31 protein-coding genes and 1 pseudogene are annotated in these 26031 nt (G+C 46.7%); 10 read left to right on the forward strand and 22 right to left on the reverse strand.

The window, feature by feature from the left end:
• Positions 1-150 precede the first annotated feature (150 nt).
• The gene (locus tag NSQ39_RS15785; protein ID WP_046131623.1) at positions 151-1641 is read right to left on the reverse strand and encodes a leucyl aminopeptidase; all 1491 of its coding nucleotides are present in this window, start codon (positions 1639-1641) and stop codon (positions 151-153) included.
• A gap of 155 nt (positions 1642-1796) precedes the next feature.
• Between NSQ39_RS15785 and NSQ39_RS15790 the strand changes: the two genes are divergently transcribed.
• A complete protein-coding gene (locus NSQ39_RS15790; protein ID WP_046131624.1) occupies positions 1797-2273 on the forward strand; it encodes a divergent PAP2 family protein in 477 nt (158 codons plus the stop codon).
• Between the two features lie 39 nt (positions 2274-2312).
• Here NSQ39_RS15790 and NSQ39_RS15795 read toward each other — a convergent pair whose 3' ends face one another.
• The 4 genes from NSQ39_RS15795 to NSQ39_RS15810 all read right to left on the reverse strand — a co-directional run bounded on the left by NSQ39_RS15795 (position 2313) and on the right by NSQ39_RS15810 (position 5035).
• Positions 2313-2975 (reverse strand): 3D domain-containing protein, encoded by a 663-nt coding sequence (locus tag NSQ39_RS15795; RefSeq protein ID WP_175077623.1) that lies wholly within the window; start codon positions 2973-2975, stop codon positions 2313-2315.
• A gap of 140 nt (positions 2976-3115) precedes the next feature.
• Positions 3116-3436, reverse strand: coding sequence for a YuiB family protein (locus NSQ39_RS15800; RefSeq protein ID WP_175077619.1), 321 nt, complete (start codon positions 3434-3436; stop codon positions 3116-3118).
• 73 nt (positions 3437-3509) lie between these two features.
• A complete protein-coding gene (locus NSQ39_RS15805) occupies positions 3510-3638 on the reverse strand; it encodes a YuiA family protein (protein WP_161797075.1) in 129 nt (42 codons plus the stop codon).
• A gap of 179 nt (positions 3639-3817) precedes the next feature.
• Positions 3818-5035 carry an NAD(P)/FAD-dependent oxidoreductase gene (locus NSQ39_RS15810; RefSeq protein WP_175077624.1) on the reverse strand — a complete coding sequence of 406 codons (1218 nt, stop codon included), beginning with the start codon at positions 5033-5035 and terminating at the stop codon, positions 3818-3820.
• Positions 5036-5404: 369 nt separating this feature from the next.
• Between NSQ39_RS15810 and yumC the strand changes: the two genes are divergently transcribed.
• Positions 5405-6403, forward strand: coding sequence for a ferredoxin--NADP reductase 2 (gene yumC, locus NSQ39_RS15815; RefSeq protein ID WP_046131626.1), 999 nt, complete (start codon positions 5405-5407; stop codon positions 6401-6403).
• A 29-nt stretch (positions 6404-6432) separates the two neighbouring features.
• On the opposite strand, the gene NSQ39_RS15820 is transcribed toward yumC, so the two are convergent.
• A complete protein-coding gene (locus tag NSQ39_RS15820; protein WP_175077620.1) occupies positions 6433-6639 on the reverse strand; it encodes a hypothetical protein in 207 nt (68 codons plus the stop codon).
• A gap of 142 nt (positions 6640-6781) precedes the next feature.
• Between NSQ39_RS15820 and NSQ39_RS15825 the strand changes: the two genes are divergently transcribed.
• Positions 6782-7006, forward strand: coding sequence for a cold-shock protein (locus NSQ39_RS15825; protein ID WP_046131628.1), 225 nt, complete (start codon positions 6782-6784; stop codon positions 7004-7006).
• Between the two features lie 90 nt (positions 7007-7096).
• Positions 7097-7255: a hypothetical protein gene (locus NSQ39_RS15830; protein WP_175077621.1), complete on the forward strand. Its 159-nt coding sequence runs from the start codon at positions 7097-7099 to the stop codon at positions 7253-7255.
• Between the two features lie 319 nt (positions 7256-7574).
• On the opposite strand, the gene NSQ39_RS15835 is transcribed toward NSQ39_RS15830, so the two are convergent.
• On the reverse strand, positions 7575-7919 hold the full coding sequence (locus tag NSQ39_RS15835) for a DUF1433 domain-containing protein (protein ID WP_175077622.1): 345 nt from the start codon (positions 7917-7919) through the stop codon (positions 7575-7577).
• A 50-nt stretch (positions 7920-7969) separates the two neighbouring features.
• Between NSQ39_RS15835 and NSQ39_RS15840 the strand changes: the two genes are divergently transcribed.
• Positions 7970-9400 (forward strand): lipase, encoded by a 1431-nt coding sequence (locus tag NSQ39_RS15840; protein ID WP_254416465.1) that lies wholly within the window; start codon positions 7970-7972, stop codon positions 9398-9400.
• 11 nt (positions 9401-9411) lie between these two features.
• The gene (locus NSQ39_RS15845; RefSeq protein ID WP_175077677.1) at positions 9412-9723 is read left to right on the forward strand and encodes a hypothetical protein; all 312 of its coding nucleotides are present in this window, start codon (positions 9412-9414) and stop codon (positions 9721-9723) included.
• Positions 9724-9761: 38 nt separating this feature from the next.
• Here the strand turns inward: NSQ39_RS15845 and NSQ39_RS15850 are convergent, their stop codons facing one another.
• From NSQ39_RS15850 to NSQ39_RS15860, 3 genes are all read right to left on the reverse strand, one after another.
• Entirely contained in the window at positions 9762-10127 is a 366-nt protein-coding gene (locus NSQ39_RS15850; RefSeq protein ID WP_175077586.1) for a HesB/IscA family protein, read from the reverse strand.
• A 76-nt stretch (positions 10128-10203) separates the two neighbouring features.
• On the reverse strand, positions 10204-11058 hold the full coding sequence (dapF, locus tag NSQ39_RS15855; RefSeq protein WP_175077585.1) for a diaminopimelate epimerase: 855 nt from the start codon (positions 11056-11058) through the stop codon (positions 10204-10206).
• Positions 11059-11222: 164 nt separating this feature from the next.
• Positions 11223-11459, reverse strand: coding sequence for a YuzB family protein (locus NSQ39_RS15860; RefSeq protein WP_046131631.1), 237 nt, complete (start codon positions 11457-11459; stop codon positions 11223-11225).
• Positions 11460-11731: 272 nt separating this feature from the next.
• On the opposite strand from NSQ39_RS15860, the gene NSQ39_RS15865 reads away from it, so the two are divergent.
• Positions 11732-12799 (forward strand): NAD(P)/FAD-dependent oxidoreductase, encoded by a 1068-nt coding sequence (locus NSQ39_RS15865; RefSeq protein WP_175077584.1) that lies wholly within the window; start codon positions 11732-11734, stop codon positions 12797-12799.
• Between the two features lie 206 nt (positions 12800-13005).
• On the opposite strand, the gene NSQ39_RS15870 is transcribed toward NSQ39_RS15865, so the two are convergent.
• From NSQ39_RS15870 to NSQ39_RS15880, 3 genes are all read right to left on the reverse strand, one after another.
• Positions 13006-13599, reverse strand: coding sequence for a dienelactone hydrolase family protein (locus tag NSQ39_RS15870; protein ID WP_175077583.1), 594 nt, complete (start codon positions 13597-13599; stop codon positions 13006-13008).
• A gap of 63 nt (positions 13600-13662) precedes the next feature.
• Positions 13663-13881, reverse strand: a complete 219-nt coding sequence (locus NSQ39_RS15875; protein WP_202049493.1) for a hypothetical protein — start codon at positions 13879-13881, stop codon at positions 13663-13665.
• 5 nt (positions 13882-13886) lie between these two features.
• Positions 13887-14993, reverse strand: a complete 1107-nt coding sequence (locus tag NSQ39_RS15880) for a Rap family tetratricopeptide repeat protein (protein WP_046131660.1) — start codon at positions 14991-14993, stop codon at positions 13887-13889.
• A 244-nt stretch (positions 14994-15237) separates the two neighbouring features.
• On the opposite strand from NSQ39_RS15880, the gene NSQ39_RS15885 reads away from it, so the two are divergent.
• Positions 15238-15726: a phenolic acid decarboxylase gene (locus NSQ39_RS15885; protein WP_065894769.1), complete on the forward strand. Its 489-nt coding sequence runs from the start codon at positions 15238-15240 to the stop codon at positions 15724-15726.
• Positions 15727-15747: 21 nt separating this feature from the next.
• Here the strand turns inward: NSQ39_RS15885 and NSQ39_RS15890 are convergent, their stop codons facing one another.
• A complete protein-coding gene (locus NSQ39_RS15890; protein WP_046131661.1) occupies positions 15748-16020 on the reverse strand; it encodes a hypothetical protein in 273 nt (90 codons plus the stop codon).
• A 95-nt stretch (positions 16021-16115) separates the two neighbouring features.
• A complete protein-coding gene (locus tag NSQ39_RS15895) occupies positions 16116-16445 on the reverse strand; it encodes a YuzD family protein (RefSeq protein WP_046131636.1) in 330 nt (109 codons plus the stop codon).
• A gap of 158 nt (positions 16446-16603) precedes the next feature.
• On the opposite strand from NSQ39_RS15895, the pseudogene NSQ39_RS15900 reads away from it, so the two are divergent.
• Positions 16604-16866, forward strand: a pseudogene (locus tag NSQ39_RS15900) (NifU family protein).
• Between the two features lie 41 nt (positions 16867-16907).
• Here NSQ39_RS15900 and NSQ39_RS15905 read toward each other — a convergent pair.
• The 6 genes from NSQ39_RS15905 to yutH form a co-directional block, all read right to left on the reverse strand.
• Positions 16908-18878 (reverse strand): S9 family peptidase, encoded by a 1971-nt coding sequence (locus NSQ39_RS15905; protein WP_046131637.1) that lies wholly within the window; start codon positions 18876-18878, stop codon positions 16908-16910.
• A gap of 104 nt (positions 18879-18982) precedes the next feature.
• Positions 18983-19915, reverse strand: a complete 933-nt coding sequence (thrB, locus tag NSQ39_RS15910) for a homoserine kinase (RefSeq protein ID WP_046131638.1) — start codon at positions 19913-19915, stop codon at positions 18983-18985.
• On the reverse strand, positions 19912-20970 hold the full coding sequence (gene thrC / locus NSQ39_RS15915; protein ID WP_175077587.1) for a threonine synthase: 1059 nt from the start codon (positions 20968-20970) through the stop codon (positions 19912-19914). Before thrC ends, thrB begins: the two co-directional genes overlap by 4 nt.
• Positions 20970-22271 (reverse strand): homoserine dehydrogenase, encoded by a 1302-nt coding sequence (locus NSQ39_RS15920; protein ID WP_175077582.1) that lies wholly within the window; start codon positions 22269-22271, stop codon positions 20970-20972. Before NSQ39_RS15920 ends, thrC begins: the two co-directional genes overlap by 1 nt.
• A gap of 229 nt (positions 22272-22500) precedes the next feature.
• Positions 22501-23463, reverse strand: coding sequence for a 2-hydroxyacid dehydrogenase (locus tag NSQ39_RS15925; protein WP_046131640.1), 963 nt, complete (start codon positions 23461-23463; stop codon positions 22501-22503).
• Between the two features lie 97 nt (positions 23464-23560).
• A complete protein-coding gene (gene yutH, locus NSQ39_RS15930) occupies positions 23561-24568 on the reverse strand; it encodes a spore coat putative kinase YutH (protein ID WP_046131641.1) in 1008 nt (335 codons plus the stop codon).
• Positions 24569-24703: 135 nt separating this feature from the next.
• Here yutH and NSQ39_RS15935 point away from each other — a divergent pair, with 135 nt between their 5' ends.
• The gene (locus NSQ39_RS15935) at positions 24704-25204 is read left to right on the forward strand and encodes a phosphatidylglycerophosphatase A family protein (protein ID WP_046131642.1); all 501 of its coding nucleotides are present in this window, start codon (positions 24704-24706) and stop codon (positions 25202-25204) included.
• A gap of 51 nt (positions 25205-25255) precedes the next feature.
• On the opposite strand, the gene NSQ39_RS15940 is transcribed toward NSQ39_RS15935, so the two are convergent.
• Positions 25256-26026 (reverse strand): TIGR01457 family HAD-type hydrolase, encoded by a 771-nt coding sequence (locus tag NSQ39_RS15940; protein ID WP_046131643.1) that lies wholly within the window; start codon positions 26024-26026, stop codon positions 25256-25258.
• Positions 26027-26031 lie beyond the last annotated feature (5 nt).

Below are 26031 nucleotides of genomic sequence, written 5' to 3' on the forward strand. Positions count from 1 at the left end.
ACCTCCGAAAAACGCTTTAGTTTGCTAATGTAGTAGATAATTAAAGTAATGAACGTATATTATCATATTTTTAACTGCTGCGTCAATGAAGCTTTGATAATTAGAAATTTTTTCCGCAAACTAAAAAAACCTCTTCATAACTGAAGAGGTTTATAAATTTCCGTCAAACCGTTCGACAAATGTGACAAGGGTTCTTACCATTACGCCCGTTCCGCCCTTCGGTCCGAAGCATGTGCTCCCATTCGCCGTTGCCGTGCCGGCTATGTCAAGATGCACCCATGGCGTCTGCTCTGCGAATTCCCCGAGAAACGTCCCGGCCATGATGGCGTGCCCTTCTCTACCCGGTGAGTTATTCAAATCGGCCATTTGGCTGTTTTTTACTTTCTTCTTATCCTTTTCTGTGATCGGAAGCTGCCAGATCGCTTCACCCGCTTCTTCAGCCGCCTGACGCACCTGATCATAAAGCTTGTCGTGATTCGTCATCGCTCCTGTCGTATCGGTGCCGAGGGCTACGACAACGCCTCCGGTAAGTGTCGCTACATCGATCAGTACGGAGGCTCCGTGATGCTTGGCATATGTCAGGGCATCGGCAAGAGCAAGCCTTCCTTCAGCATCCGTATTTAAAATCTCAATCGTTTTGCCGCTAAGCGACACAATCACGTCATCCGGCTTCATGGCGCTTGCGGAAATCATGTTGTCTGTAGAAGGTATCACGGCAAGAACGTTTTGTTCAGGACGCAATTCGCCGATCGCTTCCATCGCGCCTAGCACACTGGCTGCTCCCCCCATATCCGACTTCATGCCGACAATGCCGGACTTCGTTTTCAAGGAGTAGCCTCCCGTATCAAACGTGATCCCTTTGCCGACCAAACCGATGACGTCGTCCCACGTATCTTTCCCCTGGTATTTTAGCACGATCATTTTCGGCGGCTCATCAGATCCTTGATTGACTGCCAGCAGTCCGCCCATGCCGAGCTCTTCCATGTCGCGCTTTTCGAGGATTTCACATTCAAATTCGTATTTCGCGGCAAGCTCGGCTGCGTATGATGCAAGATCTGTCGCGGTCAGCATGTTGCCCGGCATGTTCACGAGCGTTCTCGCCGAATTCGTCGCGTGTCCATACACTTGGCCGACATGCAGGCTTGCCTGGATTTCCTTCAAATCATGGTCTGTAAGAACATAAACGTTTTGGAGAGGCCGTTCGGGTTCATTTGATTTATGTTTGTAATCTTGCACTTCATAGCAGGACAGCATGCACGATTCCGCCAAAGCATGTGCGGCATCGTTTGCATGAACCTGCTCCGAAACAAAGCTGTCGAGGAAAACCGTCACTTCCTGTTTCCGGTCTTTGTGAATCATTTGTACAGCTTCGGCAAAGCATTGCTTCGCATCATCAAACGTAAATTCGGCTTCCCGCCCCAATCCGACGACATACAGCCGTTTGACTCCGGGAAGCGACGGGGTAAATATTTTAGACACTTTCGCTTTTTTGGAAGATACGTCCCCGTCCTTTAACAGCTGTGAGAGCTGACCGTGTAAAAGGCGGTCAATCTCTTCGGCTTTTCCGTACAATTGGCTTTTGTTAAACAGTCCGAGCAGCAGCGTTTCTTTTTGTTCAAAATCGTGAAAGGCATAAAACATGTGATCACAGCTCCTTACAAGCAGAGTGAGTAAAAATGAGGCAACAATGTTATAATAGGAAAAACATTTTTCCTAATTGCATTCCATATCTTTATTTTAGCAAATAAAACGCTGAATTCATCTTTATTTTCCTTATAGAAAGGATGTTCTGGAAAATGGAAATCCTCAAAAACTTTCCCGTACTGGCAAGCTTCGCAGCTATTCTTTTCGCTCAGTTTATCAAAGTGCCCATCTTCTTCTTCGTCTCCAAAAAATGGGATTGGCGGCTTGTGACAAGCACAGGAGGCATGCCGAGCTCGCATTCGGCGGCCGTCACGGCGCTTTCGACGGGAATCGCGCTTGAGCACGGGATGGATTCGTCTTTGTTTGCCGTCTCTTCGATCTTTGCCGTGATTACGATGTTTGACGCAACCGGAGTCAGAAGGCATGCCGGGGAGCAGGCCACCGTTCTGAACCGGCTTGTCAGCGACTTTAACCGCTTCGTCAATGAAGCGAAGGATTTCCCGAAATTCCAACAGGAAGAAAAGCAAAAAAAATTAAAAGAGCTGCTGGGGCACCAGCCGATTGAAGTCTTTTTCGGAGGGCTGACGGGAATCGCCCTGACGCTGCTCCTTGATTATTTATTTATGTAACATTAAAAAAACGTTTAAGCTCACCAGGAGCTTAAACGTTTATTCTTTTGCCATCTTATATTTCTGCCTGAATACCTGCATCGATTTGTTTTCGTTCAGCTTTGACAGGTCCTCTTCGGTCACGGAGCCTTTTCCTTTCTTGATGACATACACATCAAGGGTCTTCTTTCCCCATTCATTATAGACGTCTTCCACCGTTTCATAATACAGGTCAAGGCGGTTTCCTTTAATAGCCGATCCTGTGTCTGCCACTACGCCGTAGCCGTAGTCCGGAATGAACAAAATCGTCCCGATCGGAAAAACAGACGGATCTGCTGCAACTGTCGAATATAAATCCCTTTTGACCTTTACGCCGGAATATGTAACCCCGTATTCGGGATGATGGGGCTGTTTACCCGTAGATTCGACTCCGGCCGTGTACCCCGTCGCGACCACTTTTTGTTTCGGATATTTGCTCCAGTCAAAAGCATCCTCAAGCTTTTTCGATTTGTTTTTCATTTGTTTTGCGGCTGATAATGACGTCTTGTCCGCTTTTTCTTTCGGAAGTGATTTAAACGTCAGATATAATTGTTTTAAGGGTAAATCCCGTTTTTTTGCCCAGTTCGATAAATCCTGCGCTTCCACTCCTGAGACCGCCAAGAAAGTCGTCATGAAAGCCAGGGCAAACAAAGCTGACATAAAGAAGCGCCTGAATAGAGTCATCGCTTTTTTCAATTCTTTCCACTCCTCTCACCATCTAGTTGTTTCCAACAGGAAAGAGAAATATTCAACCGGCGAGAGAGTTTTAAGAAAAGTATGAAAATTATCAATGCAAAAAGCCTTCCTCAAATGCAATAGAAGGCTTAAAACATTTGATATCCTCTTTTTCGCAGCGCTTTGATCGTGACTCCGGAGAGAAGGGCCCCGGCCATCCCGCTTGCCAAAATCATGATATCCGCAGCCGCCAAAGAGGCCACGCGGTCAAGCAGTCCGGAAAACGCATCCCCGGGAGCCTCTACATAGCGGATCAGCTTTTCCTGATTGACAATGAAAAGGCATACAATCGGGTATATAACAGCCATAATCCAAGACATTCTAAGAAGCATGTTCAACAAAAAGCCGATGCCGAAAAACAGCACGAAAAACAAGACAATCGAAATGATGACGACAGGCAAACTAATCAAGCTTTCCACCCCCATGTAACCTCTTTTAGTTTACATTGGAGCAGGAAGATGAGTCAATCATTGGAAGGACAATTCAGCGGACTTTTCCTGTGCCCCGGCAGTTGCTGCACGTCTCTGATCCGCCGAGCAAAAGCTGGAAATACCCTTTGCCTGAACAAAATGTACACGATGAGCCAGAATGCTGAGCTGAAGAAGTCTTCATGATAAACACACCTTTTTCCCAATTTTCAGATAATAATAACATGAACGCTGTCAATGATAAAGTGAGAAAATATAACGGATTATTCGATGTAAGCGCTTAAAGATTAAGTATTCTTGCTTTTTCTTTTGTTTTTAAAGTTTTAATCAGCCTGCAGCATCAAGCTGCAGGCTGTTTCTTAATTAGAAAAACTTGAACTTCCCTTTTTTCAGCACGAGCCCCGGTCCGCCGATCAGAAAAAGCGAGCGGTTGTCGATGATTTTTTTCATCATTGAAGCCGTCGTTCCCGTCATTTTTTTGCCGAATGCGACTCCGATTGCATCGTGTTCGCCGAGGGAAGCGACAGAACCTTTATTATCAAACTGAAACGCCTCTGTCTCTTTACCGTGTATCAATGCGGCGATGTTTTTAGCGCACGTTTCGCCCTGCTGCATTGAAATCTGGGCAGTCGGCGGGTATGGGCGGTCATTTTCCTCATTGATGACGAGCGAGCAGTCGCCGATGACGAAAATATTGTCATGGCCTTCGACCCTGAGATCAGGTTTCACTTTGACGCGGCCTCGCATGTTTTCGAATCCTGATTCTTCAATGACCGGATTTCCGCGGACACCTGCCGCCCATACGACCGTTCCGGCTTTTATTTCCTCAGTCTTGTCGTCCTTGCCGACGATGATGCCGTCAGGCGTGCATTCTTTTACAGCAGTTCCGATCTTGAATTCGACTCCTTTTCCTTCAAGATAGTTCACCGCGTAATCGACAAGTTCCGGATCAAACCCCGGGAGAACGGACGGCGCCGCTTCCACGCAGATCAGGTTGACCTTCTGGCGGTCAATATCGTATTCCCTGCACAATTCGGGGATGCGGTTGGCCAGCTCGCCCAAAAATTCAATCCCGGTAAAGCCCGCTCCTCCGACGACGATCGTCAGGCGCTCAGGACGTTTTTCTGCTTCTGTGTTATATGTTGCAAACTGATATTCAATATGCTCGCGAAGCTGGCGTGACGTATTGATATTCGCAATCGGGAAAGCATGCTCCCGCAAACCGGAAATTCCAAACGTCTCAGGGATAGCCCCCAGCGCAACAACCAGGTAGTCGTATGACAGCTCTCCGGTCTCCAGGACGACCTTGTTTTCATCTTTATTAATTTTCTTTACCGTATCCTTTACAAAGCGGACACGCGATTGGTTGATGACGTCTTTGATCGGATAGCGGCATCTGTCATGATGAAGCGTCCCTGCGCTCGCCTCGTGCATCCATGTTGTTTCATAATGATAGTTGTGCTTATTGACAAGCGTAATTTCTGCTTCATTAACGCCGATTTTCCTGACGAGTCTTGTGACAGTCATTAATCCTCCATAACCTGCACCTAACACTACTACTTTTGGCTTATTCAACGGAATCACATCCACCTTTTCTATATTTTACTGGCAAGCCGGATAAAAATAGCCTTTGGGTTATTTTCAACAGGATGCCGGCTTTTTATCAAAAAAAGTTTGTGAAATCCTTCACTTTAAGAACACCAAAAAGCTGAATGCTGTCCATCTAATCGACGTAAAAGTTTCATAAAGATGTAACAATTTGTTCACAACTACATCATAGCGATTCATATTTGTTTTTTCAAGGTTCGATATGCTTGATAAAACGTTCGGGTTGATCAAACCCGGTAAGATTTTCTCACAAAAATCCTCGGAAAAATCCCGCACGCTCGTATTTATTTTATGTGATATGATATAATTAAGAACAATTTTCATTTAGGGGGCATTATTTTCATGCGTGAAGACTCAAAAGTTTATGATATTACAATCATCGGAGGCGGCCCTGTCGGCTTGTTCACCGCGTTTTACGGCGGAATGCGGCAAGCGAGCGTCAAAATTATCGAAAGCCTGCCGCAGCTCGGCGGCCAGCTGTCCGCTTTATATCCGGAAAAATATATATATGATGTAGCCGGCTTCCCTAAAATCCGCGCTCAGGAACTCGTCGACAATTTAAAGGAGCAAATGGCTAAATTCGACCAAACCGTTTGTCTCGAGCAAGCCGTTGAAAGCGTCGAAAAACAGGCAGACGGAATCTTTAAGCTTGTCACAAATGAAGAAATCCATTATTCAAAAACGGTGATCATTACTGCCGGAAACGGCGCATTCAAGCCGAGAAAGCTTGAACTCGAATCGGCGGAACGTTTCGAAGGTGCGAACCTGCACTACTTTATCGATGATTTGAACAAATTTGCCGGCAGGCGCGTCGCCGTATTGGGAGGCGGAGACTCTGCCGTGGACTGGGCGCTCATGCTTGAACCGATCGCGAAAGAAGTGTCCATCATTCACCGCCGCGATAAATTCCGCGCTCATGAGCACAGCGTAGAAAACCTGCACAACTCAAAAGTCAACGTGCTGACTCCGTTTGTTCCGACCGAGTTGATCGGCGAAACAAACATTGAGCAGATCGTCATTGAGGAGGTCAAAGGGGAAAGAAAGGAAATCCTTGACGTGGATGATGTCATTGTTAACTTCGGATTTGTCTCATCCCTCGGCCCGATCAAAAACTGGGGGCTTGAAATCGAGAAAAACTCCATCAAAGTCAAATCAACGATGGAAACGAACATCCCCGGCTTCTATGCCGCCGGCGACATCTGCACATACGATGGGAAGGTCAAGCTGATTGCCAGCGGATTCGGTGAAGCACCGACAGCCGTCAACAATGCAAAAGCTTATATGGACCCGAAAGCGCGCGTTCAGCCGCTTCATTCGACAAGCATGTTTGAAAATAAATAATAAAAAGGAGCCCGACCACCGGCTCCTTTTTATTTAAACAGCCTTATATACGAAAAGATCGTCCCTAAAATCAGGACAACCGTCAGCACGCCAACAATGCCTGCAGTACCCAGGATGATGCGGTCTTTGATTTTATCAGCTTTTGGCAGCGGATCCTTGCCGCCGCACGCTTCGCATACTTTTGAACTGTACGGGATCAGCTGATCGCAATGTCTGCACTTGATCTTTTCTTCCATGGTTGCACTCCTTTTCAAATGTCGGGCTTAAGTTCCAAAAGGACTTGTCCAGTATAGAATAACAAATGAGCGAATAGAATGTCTTAAGATTCACAAAATATTCTTACATGCTCCATAAAAACCCTTGTGAGGAAGTGACGTTATGTCTTACTACAACAATCGTAATCAAGAACCTTTGCCGAAAGAAGATGTCAGTACATGGGAGTGTACGGCAGAAGACTGCAACGGATGGATGAGAAAAAACTTTACGAGCAGCGAGCGTCCTTTATGTCCTCTTTGCAATCAGGAAATGGCAAGCGGCACCCGCTTCTTGACGTCGATCACCAACAATACAAGCAACCTTCACCGCCTCTTCAACCGAAAATAAAACACCCTTTCCGGCCCGCTCACTGCAGCCGGGTTTTGCCTGCATTTTAGGCGGACCGGAGCGTTCGCATGCATATGTAAGGGTCGCCATGTGAGCAGAAAAAAATACGCCTTTCTTCGCGATGGAAGAAAGGTGCATTTTTCGTTAGTTTATTACCGGCCTCTTCCGGTGTTCGCCGCTGTCCAGAATGAAGAGTCGCAGCCGTACGATGCGATGGCGTTCCGGTTGTCCGCTCAATACGATAGATGAAAACCCCGTCATATCAACTTTTATAAAAAATCTTTACAATTGTTAATGCTGCCCTTTCATAGCGACGAATCTCGCTGACCTTCTCGGCATGGCAAGCATCGCTATCCGTAAATAACAAAAAATGCCCTATCCGATTAAGGTCAGGGCGGCCTGTCATTTTTAAGGGTGGAATGCTCATCATAATGATCTGCCACTTTTTCGAAGAATTTTAAGTCCAGTTTAGAAGAAAAGCAATAAACGATAGAAGTATCGCTAATTTGAATGAAAAAGAGCATATAAAAAGGCAACAGCCCAACTCACGAAGAGCGGGCTATTTTTATTAATAATCGCAAATTTTATCTTTACACTCGGGCTTTCTTTCAGCATCGACAGTGAAGGAACCGACTTCATCATTAGACTTATCGTAAATACCCCATATTTTCTTCTGCTTATCTCCATTTAGATATCCTTTTATATCGACGCCGCTCATCGGATTTACTTCATAGTCGTCAGAATAATTAATCGAACTAATATCTTTATAATTGGTTTCAATAAAGTCTGTCATTCTTTCTTTAGCCAAATTAAAAAGCGCTTCTTTGTCCTTGTTTTCATGTTGCTGCTTCATAAGTATTCCTCCTAATGCTATAATAACCAGAGCAAGAAGGATAATTATGTATTTTCTCATAAAACCATCCTTTCCATCTTACATTTTACATAGTCTAAGGAGTTATGTACATGAATAAAAAGTGCGATATTCCTAATTTAACGGATAAAGATTATTATTTTCTTAGCCAAAACACTTATAGTACAGAGAAAATGAAAGAAGCTTTCAAGGAAAAAACACCTATAGAGAGCAAGTCAAATAAAGCTTATTACGTTGATAAAATTAAAAGGGACTCTGACACCGGGCTTGATGCGTATGTTTTTGTTCAAGCCAAGAAAAAGAACGGTAAATGGGTTAAGCCTGATACACCAGAAAACGTCGTCGTAGCTTTCGCAGGAACCGACCCGAAAAACCAGTTCTTTCAGGATGTCATTGATGCTGACGGCGGAAACGTTGTCGCGGGATTTGATCCGAAAAAGAAGGAACACTACATAATTGAAAAAGATACATCCAAAACAATAGGAAAATACAACGCAACACCCTCACAAGACGCAATGCTTAGCTCTGGTAACTATAAATTAATAACGAAAACATCCCAAATTGGGCAAGCCGATGATCTTGTACGTGAAGTCAAACAAAAGTATAAAGGGACATCGACGATCGTTTCAACGACAGGACACTCACTTGGCGGCGCAGAGGCGGAATATAGCGCGGTCAATAATGATATCTATGCTGTGGCGTTCAATAACCCCTCCGTTGTTAAATTGCATTCAGAAGAAAAGCAAAAAGCGATCCGGAGCGGCAAATATAATTCGTATGTAAAAGCGATTGTCAATCCGGATGATATGACTGGTTCCGGCTGGTGGTTTGAGTATGAACGGCATGCAGGCAGAACGATATATACGAAAGATCCCTCGGTTGCACGTGCGGAAAGACAAATACGACTTGATCCGAGGGTGAATGGCGGTATATTTGGTACGGTGTTAGGTGTAGCTACAGATTACATTACTACAACGGTTATGGGAATGCCCGACACCCACGGCCTCAATGATTCGAATTTCACCTTCGACGAAGACGGCAACGTTCAAAATGTTGAAGGCGATGAACTCGTCTACGATAAAAATTTAAAAGCAATGCTGCCGGCTGAAGTGGCATCAGGGAGCGGCGCGATTAAAGTCACCCCCGAAGTCGCTAAGCAGCTTGCGGAAAAAGTAAATGCGATTATAAACGACCTGCGTACGATGAAAAGAGAAGCGGAAAACGCCTACCAGGAACATGACGCTGCGATAAGCGATTTGAAATACGATACCTATCGCCAGGTCGGTCACGGCTTATACGATCAGCTTACGCTCGATGATGTAAACAATACGCTGAATGATTTGGCGCAGTCGTTCGATAAAAAAGGGAATCCGCTGTTTTACGATGTCGATGCCGAAGCGGCATATATCGCTTCATTACAAGACACGATTTTAGATTTAGAGGAGATCAGCGGCTACCTTTCGCAAATCGCAAAAGATTTTAAATCAAAAGACAAAATGCTGGCAAGATGGTTAAAGTTATAGGAGATGAGTAAATGGATACGTTAGATCAAATAATCAAAAAGCAGAACGACCCAATGGAAAAGCGCAGGCAGCTTGCTATGCTGAAAACGGGTATGAGAGGCGTGGCCGGAACCAAGCTCGAATCCGTTCGAAATACCCTCAGACCGAAATTCAAAGTAGATGACATACAAAAGGAAATGAACAGCGTCTATTCATCACTTCTCTACAGCTTCGAAGGGAAAGCGCAGCAGGCTCTTGCTCAGCGGATCAGCCAAAGCGCTCAGAAGCTTATTCATACGGAACGGGACGGAGAAAGCTTTGTGAATGGGTTTAAGACAAGATAAAGACGCCAAATCGGCGTCTTAAAAACGTTAATATACTGTCAGCACTCTTCCGGCTTCCCGGCGTTCGCCGCCGTCCGGAATGAAGAGCCGCAGCCGCACGATGCGATGGCGTTCGGGTTGTCGATCGTAAAGCCTCCGCCCATCATCGATTGTTTGAAGTCAATGACCGTTCCGTTCATGATATCGAGGCTTTCCTGATCGATCAGCACGGTGATCCCATGCTGAACGAATTCATTGTCATCGTCGTTTTTTTCGTGTTCAAATCCCATTCCGTATGAAAGACCGCTGCACCCGCCGCCTTTCACACCGATTCTCAAAAAAGCATTTTCCTCTTCATGCTCTTTCATCATATCTTTTATATGAAGGGCAGCCGCTTCCGTAATTGTAATCGTTTTTTCGCTCATGAATTAGCACCTCCTCCGGCTGTCATGTGCACCTCTATTATAAAGGGCCGTCATTTATTTCTCAAACAGGCTGTTTTCAAACGTAAAATACGCCTTCACACACCGTTTCCGCCGGGCCCGTCATCATGACGCGGCCGTCGTGCTTCCAATTGATGACGAGATCGCCTCCGGCAAGGTGGACGGTAATGTCCGTTTCCCTTTTGGCAAATCCGTTTAATACCGATGCGACCGCTGCCGCACAAGCCCCTGTTCCGCAGGCCTGGGTAATCCCTGATCCCCTTTCCCATACACGGAAGTGCAGCTCGTTTTCATTCTCCACTTCGACAAATTCAACATTGACGCCTTCCGGAAACCTCTCGTCTTTTTCAATCATGGGTCCCATCGTATTAAGCGGTGCCTCCTCGATATCGTCCAAATAAAAGACGATATGCGGATTCCCCATCGAAACAGCGGTTCCTCTCATTTCCCGGCCGCCGAATTCCATCGGTTCGTTGATCGTGTCAGAATCGCCGTCTCCGAGCATCGGAAGATCGGATTTGCGGAGGCGCGGCTCACCCATATCGACCGTAGCCGAAACGACTTTTCCGTCTTTTACCTCGACCTCGGCTGTCACAAGACCTGACAGAGTTTCAATGAAAAATGTCTTCTCTTTTACAAGTTTATGTTCATAAGCATATTTTGCGACACAGCGCAATCCGTTTCCGCAATTTTTGCCTTCAGAGCCGTCGCTGTTGAAAATCCGCATTTTAACTGGCGCTTTGTCAGATGGGCAGATCAAAATCATTCCGTCCGAACCGATGCCCGTGTAAACCGAGGATACTTTGACGGCAAGCTCCGGCAGCATCTCCTCAGGGAGTTTTTCTTCAAATTGGTTAACATATATATAACTGTTTCCTAAACCGTGCATTTTCGTGAAGCGAAAAAAATTCATAGCGGCCTCCAACATTTTTTTATTTCTTTTAGTATAAAAGCTGAAAGGATCGGACACAATATGAATATCCCCCGTTTTTCATACATAAAAGCTCTCTGCTTCCATTAGCAGGGAGCTTTTATCATGCGGCAACATGAGAAAACGGGATCGCCTTTTGATCCCGCTTAGATAAATTCATTTTCTTCGATGAATTTATATATGTTTTCGACCAATTCGGCCGGATTATCCCCTGAGACCATTTCCCCGTTTACAAGGGCGAATAATGTCTGCATGCATTGACCGCAATAACTTAGACAGCCGTACTCGATAACGTCTAAATTCGGGTCTTTCTCCAATATTTCTTTTGCCTTTTGAGAGCCTTGGGCAAGATTGCTGACGCAAAATTCAACAATTGGAAACACTATCATTCACCTCACATCGCATTTTTATCGTACCCTAATCCTCTCCGGTTAGTCAAAACATTGAGCTGATGAATAAAGCTTTTGTAACATATCAATTCCGTAAAAAAGTTTTACTAATTCTGTTATCATGGTGTATTTGTAGGTTATTTTCCGAGAAATATTGTGATTTTGCATCAAATTAGATATAATTCTAGAGGGTATTTACGTAGTTTTTTATTTTTGCAATGTAAAAAGATAACTTACTTGAATCTGAGGGGAAAAGGGGAATTAGCATGAGAAACTTAGTCTTGCTTGGCGGCGGTTACGGCAATATGCGCGTCATACACCGCCTGTTGCCAAATCAGCTGCCTGATGATGTGATGATCACCTTAATTGACAAAAACCCTTACCATTGTTTAAAAACGGAGTATTATGCGCTTGCTGCAGGAACGATTTCTGATCATCATATCAGAGTGTCCTTCCCGGATCACCCTAAATTGCAGATTGAATACGGCAATATTTCCGCTGTCGATTTGCAGCAAAAAAAAGTGCTGTTTCATGACAGAGAGCCGATTTCCTACGACGATGCAGTGATCGGCCTCGGCTGTGAGGATAAATATCACAATGTTCCCGGAGCGGCTGAATATACGTACAGCATTCAAACGATCGACCAATCCCGCAGCACGTACCAGGCGCTCAACAATTTATGCGCTGAAGCGACCGTTGCTATCGTCGGGGCAGGACTTAGCGGCGTGGAACTCGCAAGCGAATTGAGAGAAAGCCGGGAGGACTTGAATATTATCCTCTTTGACCGGGGGGAATTTATTTTGTCCAGCTTCCCTACCCGGCTCAGCAAATATGTTCAAAGCTGGTTCGAAGAGCACGGGGTCAACATCATTAACCGCGCCAACATTACAAAGGTGGAGGAAGGCATCGTTTACAACCACGATGATCCGATTCGCGCCGATGCGATTGTCTGGACCGCCGGCATCCAGCCGAATCAGATCGTCCGCGACCTCGACGTGGAAAAGGATGCACAGGGCCGCGTCGTCCTGACGCCGCACCACAATTTGCCGGGAGATGAGCACGTCTATGTCGTCGGCGATTGTGCAAGCCTTCCGCACGCCCCAAGCGCACAGCTTGCCGAGGCACAAGCGGAACAAATCGTCCAGGTCCTCGAATGGCGCTGGAAAGGCGAAGCTCTTCCTGAAACGATGCCGAAATTCAAGCTGAAAGGCGTCCTCGGCTCGCTCGGGAAAAAAGCCGGCTTCGGATTGGTAGCTGAACGACCGCTGATCGGGAGGGTTCCGCGCCTGTTGAAATCCGGGCTGCTGTGGATGTATAAGCATCATAACGGATAAGGTTTCGCGGGATTTTTAATTCAGGCAAAAAGAGCTCATCTGTCATGATGAGCTTTTTTTTGCAGGCCGTTCAGCGGCTCTTTCCCTTCAGTCATTCGTTTTACTTATTGTTTTGCAATGTAACGCTTTTCAATCATTCTAAAGCTTATATCCGATCAGCGCTAAACACGGCCCGCATATTCAGTTTTTTCATACCAATCCATTCATCACAATCCCTTTAAAAAGCGCATCATGTGCCCGAAAGCGGTTTGTGCAGACTGCCGATTGTATGTCATGGAATACGGATCGGCAAATCCGTGCAAGCCCGCTAATTTGTGCGTCTCTATCCCTTTTTCCTTTAACGCAGCTCGCAATTCATCAACGCAAAATGACCGCTCCTCTTCTGGAAAAAACAGCATCACCGGACATGCAGGCGTCATGTCCAAGTAATCTCTTATACGGGAGCCGTAGTATCCGACCATTCCGCTGACATGGTCTTCTTCACTGCACAGCCAGGCTGCCGTCGCCCCCACGCTGAAACCGACGATGATCACTTTTTGATATCTGTTTTTCAATTGACTGATGATCGTTTTTATTTTTTGGGAGGCGTCGACAAAACCGACATTCTCTGTGAAGTGTGTGTATGCGGCTTTCTCGTCGGCATAATCGAATGTTGTTTCCTGATTGAATACATTCGGGCAAAACACGTCAAAGCCATAATCAGAAAGCGCTCGCCCAAAATCCAATATATGCCGGTTTACGCCGTATATTTCGTGCAGTACGATGATGGCTGAATCGGAATTTTTCTGGAAATGCATCATATTGTAAAGGCCTCCCGTTACCTCAAAAAAAGGCGCCGTGAAGGCACCTCAAAATGGACGGCGTCAGCTTAATGCCGGTTTTGCAGTTTTTTCTTTGACAGGATCGGCTGATGCAGTTCCTGTGAAGCGATCAAGAAATATCGCTCTTCCTGCAAGCTGCTTTGTGGATGAATGCTCAAGAAAAATGGCTCGTCCGGCAAACTCGGCGTTTCCTTTTGGTTGGGGCACAAAGCTGGCTGCGGCAAGGCTGGCGACAACGGCCGCCGACACGGCGGCAAGCATCTTCTTCACTTTAACTCCTCCGTTCTTTTCAGGATTTGGTCTCTTGCATGATGAGACTCTTCAAAGTATTCGGCCGCATGTTTTGCATCACCATTTTTTTTATAGAAAAGCGCAATGTCCAATGTTAATTCTGCTATATCCGTCCAAAGATTAATCGTTTTGAGGTATTCTAAAGCATGTTCGACTGTAAGCGAATCGTGTTCATCATACAGAGCATGGATAAGTCTAAATTTCGACAAATATTCCCTTTCTCCTGCTTTTTTTGCACGAGAAAAACCTTTTTTATACCATTCGCGGGCTTCATGAAAACGTTCTGATTTGTACAGGACATGCGTCAATTCAAACATGGAGTGGATTCCGTATACAGATTCTTCATGATCTTGCAGGCGAAGCGCCTCCTTAAAGTGCGTTTCCGCCATGTTGAGAAGGTCGCGGCTGACGCAGCTCAACCCTAAATTGTGATGAGCCATGCCGATGAGGGTGTTATTTTCGATCTGTGTTGCGTCTTTTAAAGCCTGCTTGTAGTGTTTTTCCGCTTCGTCAAAACGAAATAAATCGAGTTTATTCGCACCTAAAATCATTTCGCTGCTTATCGCTTTTTGAATATAGTCATCATGCGTTTTGAAGGTTTTTAAGGCAGCTGTCGCGTGGTTTAAGGAGAAGAAATTTTGTTTGATTTGGTAGTAGGCGACCGCCATTTTGTAGTGGAATTCGGCATTTTCGATCTGATCGGGGATTTTTCTGAGCTTGTTCTCTGCGAGTTTGTAATAATTGATCGCATTTGTGTAGTCCTTTTTATGAAATTCGTACATGCCGGCAAAAAAGAAAAAATAGTATTCGATCATGTCGTCCGTGCTTTGCATATCTGCTTTTTGATGCTGAATGTCTTCAAACAGCCTGTTTGAGGCGGCAAATTCTTCTGTCAGCAGCTTATGCCGGTAGTCTAAAAGGTTAAAATAGAGCAGCAAATCTTGATTTTCCTCCATGTTCGGAAGCTGATTCTCGATGTCATACTTTATGGAGACCGCCTGGGATATTTCATGGCGCTTGATCATGACGTACCATTGATTCAGCATTTTGGCGACTTCTTCATACGCAATTTTTGTTTTCAATCGATTATCATTCCCTTCTTCTTTATTCATTTTCCTTTTTATGGGTTGTCTTTCATTTTACAGAATCGAGCATTTTTTGACAATCCATTTTTCTAAATATTAGCAAAATTTCCTAATATCACTTATAATTCTTTTCCATCACTTAATTTTTGACAATATCATAAGCGATGCTTTAAACTTATATATGTAAAGTGTTACATGTTTATATTTACATTGAAAAGGAGCTGTTCATATGAATCAGGATGTGCAAGATTTTGTCGGAAGCCACATGATCTATACTTATGAAAACGGCTGGGAGTACGAAATTTACATTAAAAATGATCATACGATCGATTACCGCATTCACAGCGGCATGGTTGCAGGCCGCTGGGTCCGGGATCAGGAAGTCAACCTCGTCAAACTTACTGAAGGCGTGTACAAGGTATCTTGGACAGAACCGACAGGCACTGATGTTTCGCTGAACTTTATGCCAAAAGAAAAACGCATGCACGGCATCATTTTCTTTCCAAAATGGGTTCACGAACGCCCGGACATTACCGTCTGCTACCAAAACGATTATATTGATTTAATGGAAGAGTCCCGTGAAAAATATGAGACATATCCAAAATACGTCGTTCCTGAGTTTGCGGACATCACGTTTATGGAAAACGCAGGCGCAAATAATGAAGAACTGATTTCCAAAGCGCCGTATCCAGGAATGACGGATGACATTCGCGCCGGAAAACGGGTGTAAACATGAGGCTGAAGGATCCCTTCAGCCTTTTTTATATAAGGACTGGACTTTTGACAAATCGTTCAGCAGCGCTTTAATGTCCGCCTGTGACAAAGGTACAAGCATTTGGTCGTAAAGGGTGATGATCTGCCCGTCTGCTTCATCTTCATGCTGCTTCAAATATTGCTGCAAGGCTTCAAGCTGGTTTTCCTTTAAACTGGTCTGCGTGTGGAACTGCTTAACTTTTTTAAGAGAAAAGACGTTCATCTCCTGATCAAAATCACCGGAGACGATCTGCCCTTCGATGAAAGACATGTGTACCACTCCTGCACGTTTTTCATCAGTTTGCCCGTTTTTCTCAAAAAAGAGCCATAAAAAAAACAGCAAGGTTATGACACCCTTGCTGTTTTTTATATCGCCGGCTTATATCCCTGCTTTTCCATTTCCTTATACACGTCCTTCAGCTTCGGATTTCCTTCGCCGACGACTTGGTCACCGACGAGGACCAACGGATAGAAGTATTCGTCATTTAATATTTTTTGCGTTATCTCCAGTTTTTTCGGATCATTCTCAGGAGGCTGATGAATATCGATGTACGTAATCGTGAACGGCTGGCCGGGATACTTTCTTTTGAGTGCGGCTTCGAGCCATTCGTACGTTTCTTTTGATGACGGAAGGTTCACACAGCTCGGACAAAGAACATCTGCGCCGTAAACAAAAAGTTCGGCTTGTTTTGTCATATCAACACGCTCCTTTCCCTTTTTTTATTTTAGTCTATTTTCGCCCCGCTCTCCATAAAAATCGTTTTTTGTCTTTGGGGGCAAATATGATATAATAGGTGGGAAAACGCTGAAACTAAACAATAGCTTTTTATTGTTCGACTGAATATAATGGTTGTATGATTTGAAAGGAGCGATATGAATGGCGACAGAAGTCGAAATGAAAGAACAGGTGCAGGAAGTGCTGGACAAACTTCGTCCGTTTTTGCTTCGTGACGGCGGTGACTGCGAGCTTGTCGACGTTGAAGACGGCATCGTAAAGCTTCGTCTTCTCGGCGCATGCGGAAGCTGCCCGAGTTCCACGATCACGCTTAAAGCCGGAATCGAGCGCGCGCTCTTGGAAGAAGTTCCGGGCGTTATTGAAGTAGAACAAGTATTTTAATAGCAAAAAGGCTGCCAAACAAAAGTGGCAGCCTTTTTTATTTACAAGTGGCTGTCAAACCATCCGGCGATATATTGCAGCCGCTTGATGCGCTGCTTCGGGTGGCCGCTTCGCGACAAGTCGTGGGACGCGTTCGGAAATCTGACAAACTTTACGTTCTTCCCCATTTTTTTCAGCGCTGTAAACAGCTGTTCAGCCTGTTCAATCGGACATCTGTCATCGCGTTCGCCGTGAAGGATCAAAAGCGGGGTTTCAACCCTTTCGGCATATTTCAGCGGCGAACGGTCCCATAGTTTGTCCGGATCTTCAAAAAGGTCTGCTCCAAGCTGCCAATCCGTGAAAAAGTAGCCGATGTCGCTTACGCCGTAAAAGCTGACCCAGTTGGAAATCGACCTCTGCGTCACCGCGGCTTTAAAGCGGTTCGTATGGCCGACGGCCCAGTTTGTCATAAAGCCGCCGTAGCTTCCGCCTGTGATTCCGAGTCTGTCCTGATCAATAAAATCGTGATGCGCGAGAACATGGTCAACGGCTGCCATGACATCGCCGAAGTCTCCGCCTCCGTAGTCGCCTCTCACTTTGTTGACGAAGTCCTGGCCATAGCCGTGGCTTCCCCTCGGATTGACATAGACGACTGCGCTGCCTTTGGCGGCGAGCACTTGAAATTCGTGAAAATAGGCGTTCGCATACATCGCGTGCGGTCCGCCGTGAACCTCTAAAATGAGCGGATATTTTTTTCCTTCCTCAAAGCCGGCCGGCTTCATCAGCCACCCGTGCACCATTAAGCCGTCGGCCGTCTCAAATTGAAATTCTTCAGGTGTTGAGATGATGTGCTCCTTAACGAAATCCTCATTGGCATCCGTCAGGCGCTTCGCTTTATCTTCGCCCAATGCAATATCATACAGCTCACTCGGCCAAACGGGCAGGGCGATCGAAGCGGCAAACCCCGTTTCATCCGGACGGAGGCTGAATCCGTTCAGATGCTCTTTTTCCAGGCGGACCGGGTAGGCGAGGCCTTCTGTTGATATGTAATAAATGCCCGTTGCTCCCTGATCGGTCCCGATCACGTAAAAACCGTTGCCATCCTTCGTCCAAGCCGGTTTTGGCAGTACACCTCCGACAAGGCTGTCCCCTGCGACCGCATCGTTTAAATGAACGTCAAGCATCTCGGTTAGGCATGTCAGCTCGTCTTTTTCAAAATCGTACATCCAGGCTTTATCAAGCGTCGCATTTTGGAACTCTTTTTCGTGCCCTAAAAAGGCAAGGCGTTTTCCGTCAGGAGAAAAAGACAGGGATGAAAAGATCCCGTTTTGTCCCGTCAGGCGTTTGAGCTCTCCGCTTGACAGCGTCATCAAGTAGACGTCGTTTACACGGTTGTCATCTTCTTCGGTCAAATTGGCGCAAAAAGCGATTTTCTCCCCGCAAGGTGAAAACGCATGGCTGACATGATCCCTTTCGCATGCGGTGATTTGCTTCATGTCCCCCGTTTCGATCTGGACGAGGACAAGCTGCGTATATTTCCCCCTTTTAAAGCCCTGCCCGTCTGCTTTATATGTTAAGGAATCGACTTCCAATGGTTCGTGGTCTTCGATTTCGGGCTTTTTTTCGTCTTTGACGCTTTCGGTTTTCGTCAGCTTGACAGAGCAAAGCAAGTATTTTCCGTCGGGCGACCATTCAGGCTGCACGACGTCATAAGGAATGTCTGTCACTTTTTTCGCTTCGCCTCCAGCCGTATGGATCACATATACCTGTGACGAATCATCCCGGTTTGATGTAAATGCGAGCATCCTGCCGTCAGGCGACCATCGCGGATGCTGATTTCTTCCTGTTCCGAACGTCCATTGCGCCGTTTCCTCTGTTTCGGTATCAAAGACCATGATATGCGCATCATACGAATCTTGTTTTTTGTTCACTTTTGTTTGTACATAAGCGAGTTTTTTGCCGTCAGGCGAATATTGGGGATCTGTAACCGATGCGAGCCTCGTAATGTCTGCTTCCGTTATGAGCTGCTTCAATCGCGATTCTCCTCTCTTGTTCAGTGTCTATACTCTATTTCGACTTCCTAAATAAAAATCCTTGTTTTCCCGGCAAACTAAAAAAGAGCCTGTAAAAGCTCTTTTTAGTCGGCTGGGGATGCGCTTTTCACCGGTTTTCTTTCGACGGCTGCTCCTGTGTCCGGCACATGGAGGCAGTCGACTTCACAATGCGGAAACTTTGACGCGAGCCTGGCTTTCAGTTCTTCTCCTTTTCCTTTTTCAATAAAGGAGAGAATCGTCGGTCCCGCGCCGCTCAAAGCCGTTCCATATGCGCCGCACAACCCGGCTTCATGCTCGACCTTGGCAAGTTCGGGAACGAGCGCCCTCCTGTACGGCTGATGAAAAAGGTCTTTTTTCATCATGTGTCCGACGAGGTGCCAGTCCTTTGACATGAGCCCGGCCACAAGCAGATTGCTGACTGCACTTGCCTCGACCGCTTTTGAAAATGTGAGGCTTTCCGGAAGAACGTCCCGCGCATCTTTTGTCAGAACTTCGTAAAAAGGAATGACAACGACGACATCGATGTCTACGTCCTTGATCGAGACAAGCTGTGTCTCGTCCTTCTCGTGAAGTCCGATGACAAGGCCTCCTGAAAGCGAAGCCCCGGCATTGTCGGGATGTCCTTCTTCAAGGCTTGCAAAATGCAGTTTATCGCGTACAGACAGCTTTAAGTCAGCCAGTTCGTTTGCAAGCTCCACGGCAGCGGCAATCGCAGCCGCACTGCTGCCGAGCCCGCGGGCAAGCGGGATGTCGCTCCACACTTTGACAAGGCACGGCGAAAGCTCTTTTCCAAAATGGGCGGCAGTCCGCTTGGCTACTTGATAAATCAAATTTTCCGTTCCGGCGGGTATACCTGCCACGATGTCTGTTTCAGCTTCAAACCGCCACTCGTCACAAGGAAAAACAGACAGCTTTAAATAGCGTGATAGCGCCATTCCGACTGAATCAAAACCCGGACCCAGATTGGCAGTACTTGCCGGAACCGTAATGGAAATCAGCATGTCAGCCTCTGTCATACACGTGCGGCTCCTTTTAAGTGCTCAAGAATTTTTTCCTCATCTGTCGGCAGTGTGACCGGTTTGATGTTTGAGACATCGATGGCTGTATTTGGATCTTTCAGGCCGTTTCCGGTTAAGACGGCAACGACTTTTGCCCCCTGCTGAATTTCTTTCGTTCTCAGCTGCTTCAGCACGCCGGCGACTGACGCGCAGGAGCCCGGCTCGGCGAATACGCCCTCTTCCCTCGCCAACAGCCGGTAAGCGGAGAGGATTTCCTCATCTGATACTTCATCGATTTTTCCGTTTGATTCGTTTGCCGCATTGACCGCCTTGTCCCAGCTTGCCGGATTTCCGATTCGAATCGCCGTCGCAACGGTTTCCGGATTTTCTATCACCCTGTTTTTTACGATCGGAGCAGCGCCTTCCGCCTGAAAGCCGCGCATGACGGGCAGACCTGTGCCGTGTTTTTCATGGTATTCTTCAAAACCTTTCCAGTATGCCGTAATATTTCCCGCATTCCCCACCGGAATCGCAAGGATATCAGGGGCGGTGCCAAGCTGCTCGCAGATTTCGAACGAAGCCGTTTTTTGCCCTTCGATCCGGTAAGGGTTTACGGAGTTCACCAATGCAATCGGCTCTTTTTCACAAATGCTGCGGACCATTTTCAAGGCATCGTCAAAGTTACCGTCGATTGCGATGATTTCAGCCCCGTACATGACGGCTTGAGCCAATTTTCCAAAGGCGATTTTTCCGTCCGGAATGATGACGATGCACTTCATGTTGGCGCGGGCCGCATACGCCGCAGCGGCAGCTGACGTGTTTCCCGTCGAGGCGCACATGATCGTATCATTGCCCTCTTCCTTCGCTTTAGCAACAGCCATCACCATCCCGCGGTCTTTGAAGGAACCTGTCGGGTTGACGCCTTCGGTTTTCACATAAAGCTCGATGCCGAGCTTTGCAGATAAGTTTTTCAAGTGAATGAGCGGCGTGTTTCCTTCGTTCAATGTCAGCCCCGGCGTCTTGTCTGTTACAGGAAGATAGTCTTTATATTGGTGAATGAGTCCTTTCCACATTAGCTCCAACCGTTCCCTTCTACTCGATAAGTACTTTTGACCTGATGAACGACTTCAAGATCGTCCAGCTTTTTCAAAATGTCTGAGAAATCTTCTTCAGACGTATGATGCGTGACGATGACGATTTCAGCCAGGTCGTCATTGTCTTTGATCGGAAGCTGCAGGATCTTTTCAAAGCTGACCCCTCTTTCCGAAAAAATCGCGGTGATTTTTGAAAATGAGCCGACCTGGTCTTTGACATGGATTCTTAAAAATTGCTGGGCAAAAATTTCAGCAGGCGACTTCATTTTTTTCTCAAACTGCGGATCGACAAAGCTGCGGCCGTTTACACCGAGGCGCATGTTTTTCATGACGGACACCAAATCTGAGACAACGGCGGTTGCAGTCGGCATGCTGCCCGCCCCCGGTCCGTAAAACATCGTCTCTCCGACGGCTTCCCCGTATACGTAGACCGCATTGAATTCGTTGTGAACCGAAGACAGCGGATGATGATCGGGAAGCAATGTCGGCTGAACGCTGACTTCGACTTTTTGGCCGTCGCGCTGGGCGATGCCGATCAGCTTCATCGTATAGCCGAGCCGTTTGCTGAAGTTGATGTCTTCATCAGATACCTGGGAAATCCCCTTTACTTTAACGTCTTCAAGGTCGACATTCATGGAAAAGCCGAGCCTTGCCAAAATCGCCATTTTCCTTGCGGCATCTAAGCCTTCCACATCGGCGGTCGGATCAGCTTCCGCGAAGCCGAGCCGCTGCGCTTCCTTCAGCACCTCTTCGTATGGGGCCTTTTCTTTGTTCATCTTCGTCAGGATGAAGTTGGTTGTTCCGTTGACGATTCCCATCATTTTCGTGATTCTGTCTGAAGCAAGGCCGTCCTCAAGCGTCCGTAAAATCGGGATTCCTCCGGCAACGCTCGCCTCAAAATAAAGGTCGCAGCCGTTTTCCTTTGCCGCAGCTAAAAGCTCTGACCCGTAAAGGGCAATCAAATCCTTATTCGCCGTCACGACGTGTTTTTTTGCGCGGAGAGCGTCAAGCAAATACCGCCTCGTCTGTTCGATGCCCCCGATGACCTCGATGATGACATCCACTTCCGGATCTTCTATCACATCATAGGCTTCCGTCGTCAAAACCTCTTTGGGAAGCTCGACATCTCTTTTTTTATCTTTATCTTTAACTAGCACTTTTTGGATGGTGACAGGGCATCCGACCTGATGCACCAGTTTGTCCTGATGATCCTGGATGATTTTCACCACCCCGCTCCCGACTGTTCCTAAACCAAGAAGCCCGACTCGTATCGCCTTCACTAAAATTCCACCTTTCTATCCGATCGTCCATTCTAAAAGGACATTTGTAATTGCAACGCAGACATTTGAGTTACAAACATTATAATGGGGGATTTTTGTTTTGACAAGATGACGATTGCTGAAAAATGGCGTTTGTAAACGCTTTAGTTTCTGATATAATAAGATTCTATATATTCAGAAATATTTTTGTAAGAAAATCTTCCGGACTAAAAAAGCCGGAAGAGGAGAGCTAAATCTCCGTTTTCACCGGTTTGCCGCTCAGGACGAGCGCAATATTTTCCGCACAAAGCCTCATCATTTCTTCCCTCGTTTCTCTGCTGGCGCTTCCGATATGAGGAAGTGCGGTCACCTGCGGGAGACCGACGAGCGGATGTTCCTTTGAAATCGGCTCTTCGGCAAAGACATCAAGGCCTGCACCGGCGATTTCGTTGTGAATGAGCGCATCATACAGATCCCGTTCATCGACGACCTGTCCTCTTGAAACATTGATGAAAATTGCGCTTTTCTTCATCTTTTGAAAAGCTGAACGGTTAAACAGATGCTTCGTCTCCTCTGTCAGCGGCGTCAGGCACACGACAAAGTCGGCTTGTCCAATGAGCTCATCAAACGGTGCGTAAGAAGCGCCCAGTTCTTTTTCAGCTTCGGGATTTCGTTTCCGGTTGTGGTACAAAATATTCATGCCAAAGCCTTTTGCCCGCCTTGCCACAGCCCGTCCGATGCTTCCCATGCCGACGATGCCGATCGTTTTATGATGCACATCGGCGCCTGCCAGCAAAAGCGGTCCCCAGCCCGTCCATTTTCCTTGCTTGATCCAGTCGCTCGCCTCAATGATTCTGCGCGCTGCCGCAAGCAACAATGCAAAGGTTAAATCGGCGGTCGACTCCGTCAATACATCCGGCGTATTGCAGCAGATCACGCCCCGTTTTCTTGCTGCTTCCACATCGATATTGTCAAATCCGACCGCCAAGTTGGCGACCGCTTTTAATCGGGGGGCTTTTTGCAAAAGCTCCGCATCGATCCGGTCCGACAGCATCGTCAAAAGCCCGTCGGCCGTTTTTGCTTTTTCAAGCAGGACGTCCCGCGGACACGGCTCATCCTCTTTTTCCCACATCTCGATATCAGCCAGTTCTTTTAATGGAGAAAGCTGTTCTTCGGGTAATTTCCTCGTCACGTATACAAACGGTTTGTCCATTGTGCCACGTTCCTTTCTAAGAGCTGATTTCTTTTAGCATATCGAAAAAGGCGGCAAAAGTTAAGAGCCTCATGCGACTAAGAAAGAACACCCCGCCTTAAGGTGTCCTTTTCAGCCAATTGACGGAAGGCATGACAGCCAATCCTCCCGATCTTATGCTGACCATCTCCTGAAATCCGCTCAGAAACCGTTCATACGCCGGCACCTGGGACAATAGATGGTCGAGCTTGTTCTCATAATAGTGGTGCTCTGATTCAGGAGAGATATAATAGCCTTCAACCGTTTCAAAGTAATGAAGCGGAAACAGGAGCCTGCTGTACATGAGCCGCTTTGAAAAGGAAGAAAGCGGACTGACCTGTTCATATTGCTGAAGAAATAGCATCACCTCATTGAGATCGCCTTTTTGCTGAAACAGGCTTCTGGCGTATTCTGCAAGATCCCGTGCCGCATGATCAAACACCCATTCTACGGGAACCTTGACCAAAGGCTCCTGCTTCCATGTCTCACAGGTGAGGCGCTGCTGGCAGATCGTCCCGGAATCAGCAGCCTGGGGCTTGTCATCTAATTCGGTATCTGCCAAATATTGAATGGCGTTTTCCGTTAAGCCGAGATAATAAGGGAACGATTCGATAAACCGTTTTTCAAAAGGCTGCAATGGCTGTGACTGCGATTTTTGAATCCAGAACTGCTCGAGCTGGTCGAGGCGTTTCCCCCACAATTCTTTCCACTGGCCGATCCTTGTCGTTTCTTTTACTTCATAAGGATAGCCCCTCCCCTTTTGATGAAATTCGGCGAGCTCCGTACCGAACGGAAAAGACCGGTTCGTAAAACGGGGCGCCGCTTGAAGCAGCACATATGCCGTTTTTCCGTCCCTAAAAGTCATCTCCCCGTCCTTTGTGAACAAAAAAGAGGAAACGTATGGGTCGCGCTGTTCTTGCAAATACTGACTCATGTAATACAGCTCCGCAAGTTCGGCTTGGCTTAAATGGGAAACTGGGGCGATCAAGAACATGGAATTGGGTGTTTGAAAAGTCTGATAGGAGAGATATGACGAAAGTTCGCGAATGTGGATTCCGAATTTTTCTTTGATCAAATCTTTCACCATACAACACTCCTTTAAAAAATGGCCTTCTACACATCGTAATCCATCTAGAAGCCATTTATGAGTGAAAACGTTCTAAAATCGTTACGTTTTGCAGGACGTTTGTATACACTAAGTAAAAAAGATTGGGTGAACACGATGCCGGAAAACAACAGCATGCACAAAATAGAATCAGCAGCAAAAGAGTGGCTTGAAAAACGGGGCGTCAAGATTTCCGAGATTGCGGATCTTGTCTACCTTTTACAAAAGAAATACCATCCTGACATTACAAAAGAAGAATGTGAAGCGAATGTCAGCCGGGTCTTGAAGAAGCGCGAGGTTCAAAACGCCGTGCTTACCGGTATCCAGCTCGATATGCTGGGAGAGCAGAAAAAGCTGTTGGAGCCTCTGCAATCCTTAATTGAGACAGATGAAAGCCTTTATGGCGTCGATGAAATTTTGTCTTTTTCGATCATCAATTTGTACGGCTCGATCGGTTATACCAATTACGGCTATATCGATAAAATAAAGCCCGGGGTGCTCGCCCGCTTAAACGACAAGTCAACGGGGGAATGCCATACCTTTTTGGACGACATCGTCGGCGCCATTGCGGCCGCGGCCTCAAGCAGGCTCGCGCACCGGGCGAAAGACGCCGAATAAAGCCCCCCAAAAAAACACTTGCCTTCTTACAAGGGCAAGTGTTTTTCATTTTCAGATGCGGTCCATCCATTCTGTAAGCGAATCGACCGTGTAAGTCGGCTTTTTGGCGTAAGCTTCAAGGTGTTCTTTTTTCGTCACTCCTGTATGGACAAGAAGCGTATCCATTCCGGCATTCATGCCGGCCATAATATCGGTGTCATAGTTGTCGCCCACCATCAGCGTCTCGCTGATGTCAGTTCCGAGGACTTTCATCGCCTGCTCCATAATGATCGGCTCAGGCTTTCCGATAAAAATCGGCTCTGTGCGGGTTGACACGGTCAACACTGACGTCAATGACCCGTTTCCAGGCAAAAGGCCTCTTTCGGTCGGAATCGCAATATCGCCGTTCGTCGAGATAAACGTCGCTCCGTTCCGAATCGCCAGACAGCCGACGGCAAGCTTTTCGTATGTAATGCCGCGGTCGATGCCGACGACGACAAAGTCGGCGTTTTCCCCGCCGAACGCCAGGCCTTTTTCTTCGATGGCCCGGCGGATTCCTTCTTCTCCGATCACATATACGGAAGCATCCGGCTTTTTCTCGGCGATGAAGTTCGCCGTTGCCATGCTTGTCGTAAACACCTGCTCTTCCGTTGCCGGAATATCAAAAGATACAAGCTTGTCCGCCACCTGCTTCGGCGTGCGCGATGAATTGTTCGTCACGAATAAGTATGGAATGTCCCGCTCCTTCAGCTTTTTCACGAATTCGCAGGCTTCGTCGATTTTTTCCGTTCCTTTGTACATTGTTCCGTCTAGATCGATTAAATATCCTTTGTATGTTTTCATGTGTT

Source organism: Bacillus sp. FSL W8-0848 (assembly GCF_038007805.1).
Lineage (GTDB): Bacteria > Bacillota > Bacilli > Bacillales > Bacillaceae > Bacillus > Bacillus glycinifermentans.

Bases quoted from the DNA above. Each gene is read 5' to 3' on its own strand.
- NSQ39_RS15785 (WP_046131623.1), bottom strand. From the start codon at position 1,641: ATGTTTTATGCCTTTCACGATTTTGAACAAAAAGAAACGCTGCTGCTC.
- NSQ39_RS15790 (WP_046131624.1), top strand. From the start codon at position 1,797: ATGGAAATCCTCAAAAACTTTCCCGTACTGGCAAGCTTCGCAGCTATT.
- NSQ39_RS15795 (WP_175077623.1), bottom strand. From the start codon at position 2,975: ATGACTCTATTCAGGCGCTTCTTTATGTCAGCTTTGTTTGCCCTGGCT.
- NSQ39_RS15805 (WP_161797075.1), bottom strand. From the start codon at position 3,638: ATGAAGACTTCTTCAGCTCAGCATTCTGGCTCATCGTGTACATTTTGT.
- yumC (WP_046131626.1), top strand. From the start codon at position 5,405: ATGCGTGAAGACTCAAAAGTTTATGATATTACAATCATCGGAGGCGGC.
- NSQ39_RS15820 (WP_175077620.1), bottom strand. From the start codon at position 6,639: ATGGAAGAAAAGATCAAGTGCAGACATTGCGATCAGCTGATCCCGTAC.
- NSQ39_RS15825 (WP_046131628.1), top strand. From the start codon at position 6,782: ATGTCTTACTACAACAATCGTAATCAAGAACCTTTGCCGAAAGAAGAT.
- NSQ39_RS15835 (WP_175077622.1), bottom strand. From the start codon at position 7,919: ATGAGAAAATACATAATTATCCTTCTTGCTCTGGTTATTATAGCATTA.
- NSQ39_RS15840 (WP_254416465.1), top strand. From the start codon at position 7,970: ATGAATAAAAAGTGCGATATTCCTAATTTAACGGATAAAGATTATTAT.
- NSQ39_RS15845 (WP_175077677.1), top strand. From the start codon at position 9,412: ATGGATACGTTAGATCAAATAATCAAAAAGCAGAACGACCCAATGGAA.
- NSQ39_RS15850 (WP_175077586.1), bottom strand. From the start codon at position 10,127: ATGAGCGAAAAAACGATTACAATTACGGAAGCGGCTGCCCTTCATATA.
- dapF (WP_175077585.1), bottom strand. From the start codon at position 11,058: ATGAATTTTTTTCGCTTCACGAAAATGCACGGTTTAGGAAACAGTTAT.
- NSQ39_RS15865 (WP_175077584.1), top strand. From the start codon at position 11,732: ATGAGAAACTTAGTCTTGCTTGGCGGCGGTTACGGCAATATGCGCGTC.
- NSQ39_RS15870 (WP_175077583.1), bottom strand. From the start codon at position 13,599: ATGATGCATTTCCAGAAAAATTCCGATTCAGCCATCATCGTACTGCAC.
- NSQ39_RS15875 (WP_202049493.1), bottom strand. From the start codon at position 13,881: ATGCTTGCCGCCGTGTCGGCGGCCGTTGTCGCCAGCCTTGCCGCAGCC.
- NSQ39_RS15890 (WP_046131661.1), bottom strand. From the start codon at position 16,020: ATGTCTTTCATCGAAGGGCAGATCGTCTCCGGTGATTTTGATCAGGAG.
- NSQ39_RS15895 (WP_046131636.1), bottom strand. From the start codon at position 16,445: ATGACAAAACAAGCCGAACTTTTTGTTTACGGCGCAGATGTTCTTTGT.
- thrB (WP_046131638.1), bottom strand. From the start codon at position 19,915: ATGACAGAGGCTGACATGCTGATTTCCATTACGGTTCCGGCAAGTACT.
- thrC (WP_175077587.1), bottom strand. From the start codon at position 20,970: ATGTGGAAAGGACTCATTCACCAATATAAAGACTATCTTCCTGTAACA.
- NSQ39_RS15925 (WP_046131640.1), bottom strand. From the start codon at position 23,463: ATGGACAAACCGTTTGTATACGTGACGAGGAAATTACCCGAAGAACAG.
- yutH (WP_046131641.1), bottom strand. From the start codon at position 24,568: ATGGTGAAAGATTTGATCAAAGAAAAATTCGGAATCCACATTCGCGAA.
- NSQ39_RS15935 (WP_046131642.1), top strand. From the start codon at position 24,704: ATGCCGGAAAACAACAGCATGCACAAAATAGAATCAGCAGCAAAAGAG.
- NSQ39_RS15940 (WP_046131643.1), bottom strand. From the start codon at position 26,026: ATGAAAACATACAAAGGATATTTAATCGATCTAGACGGAACAATGTAC.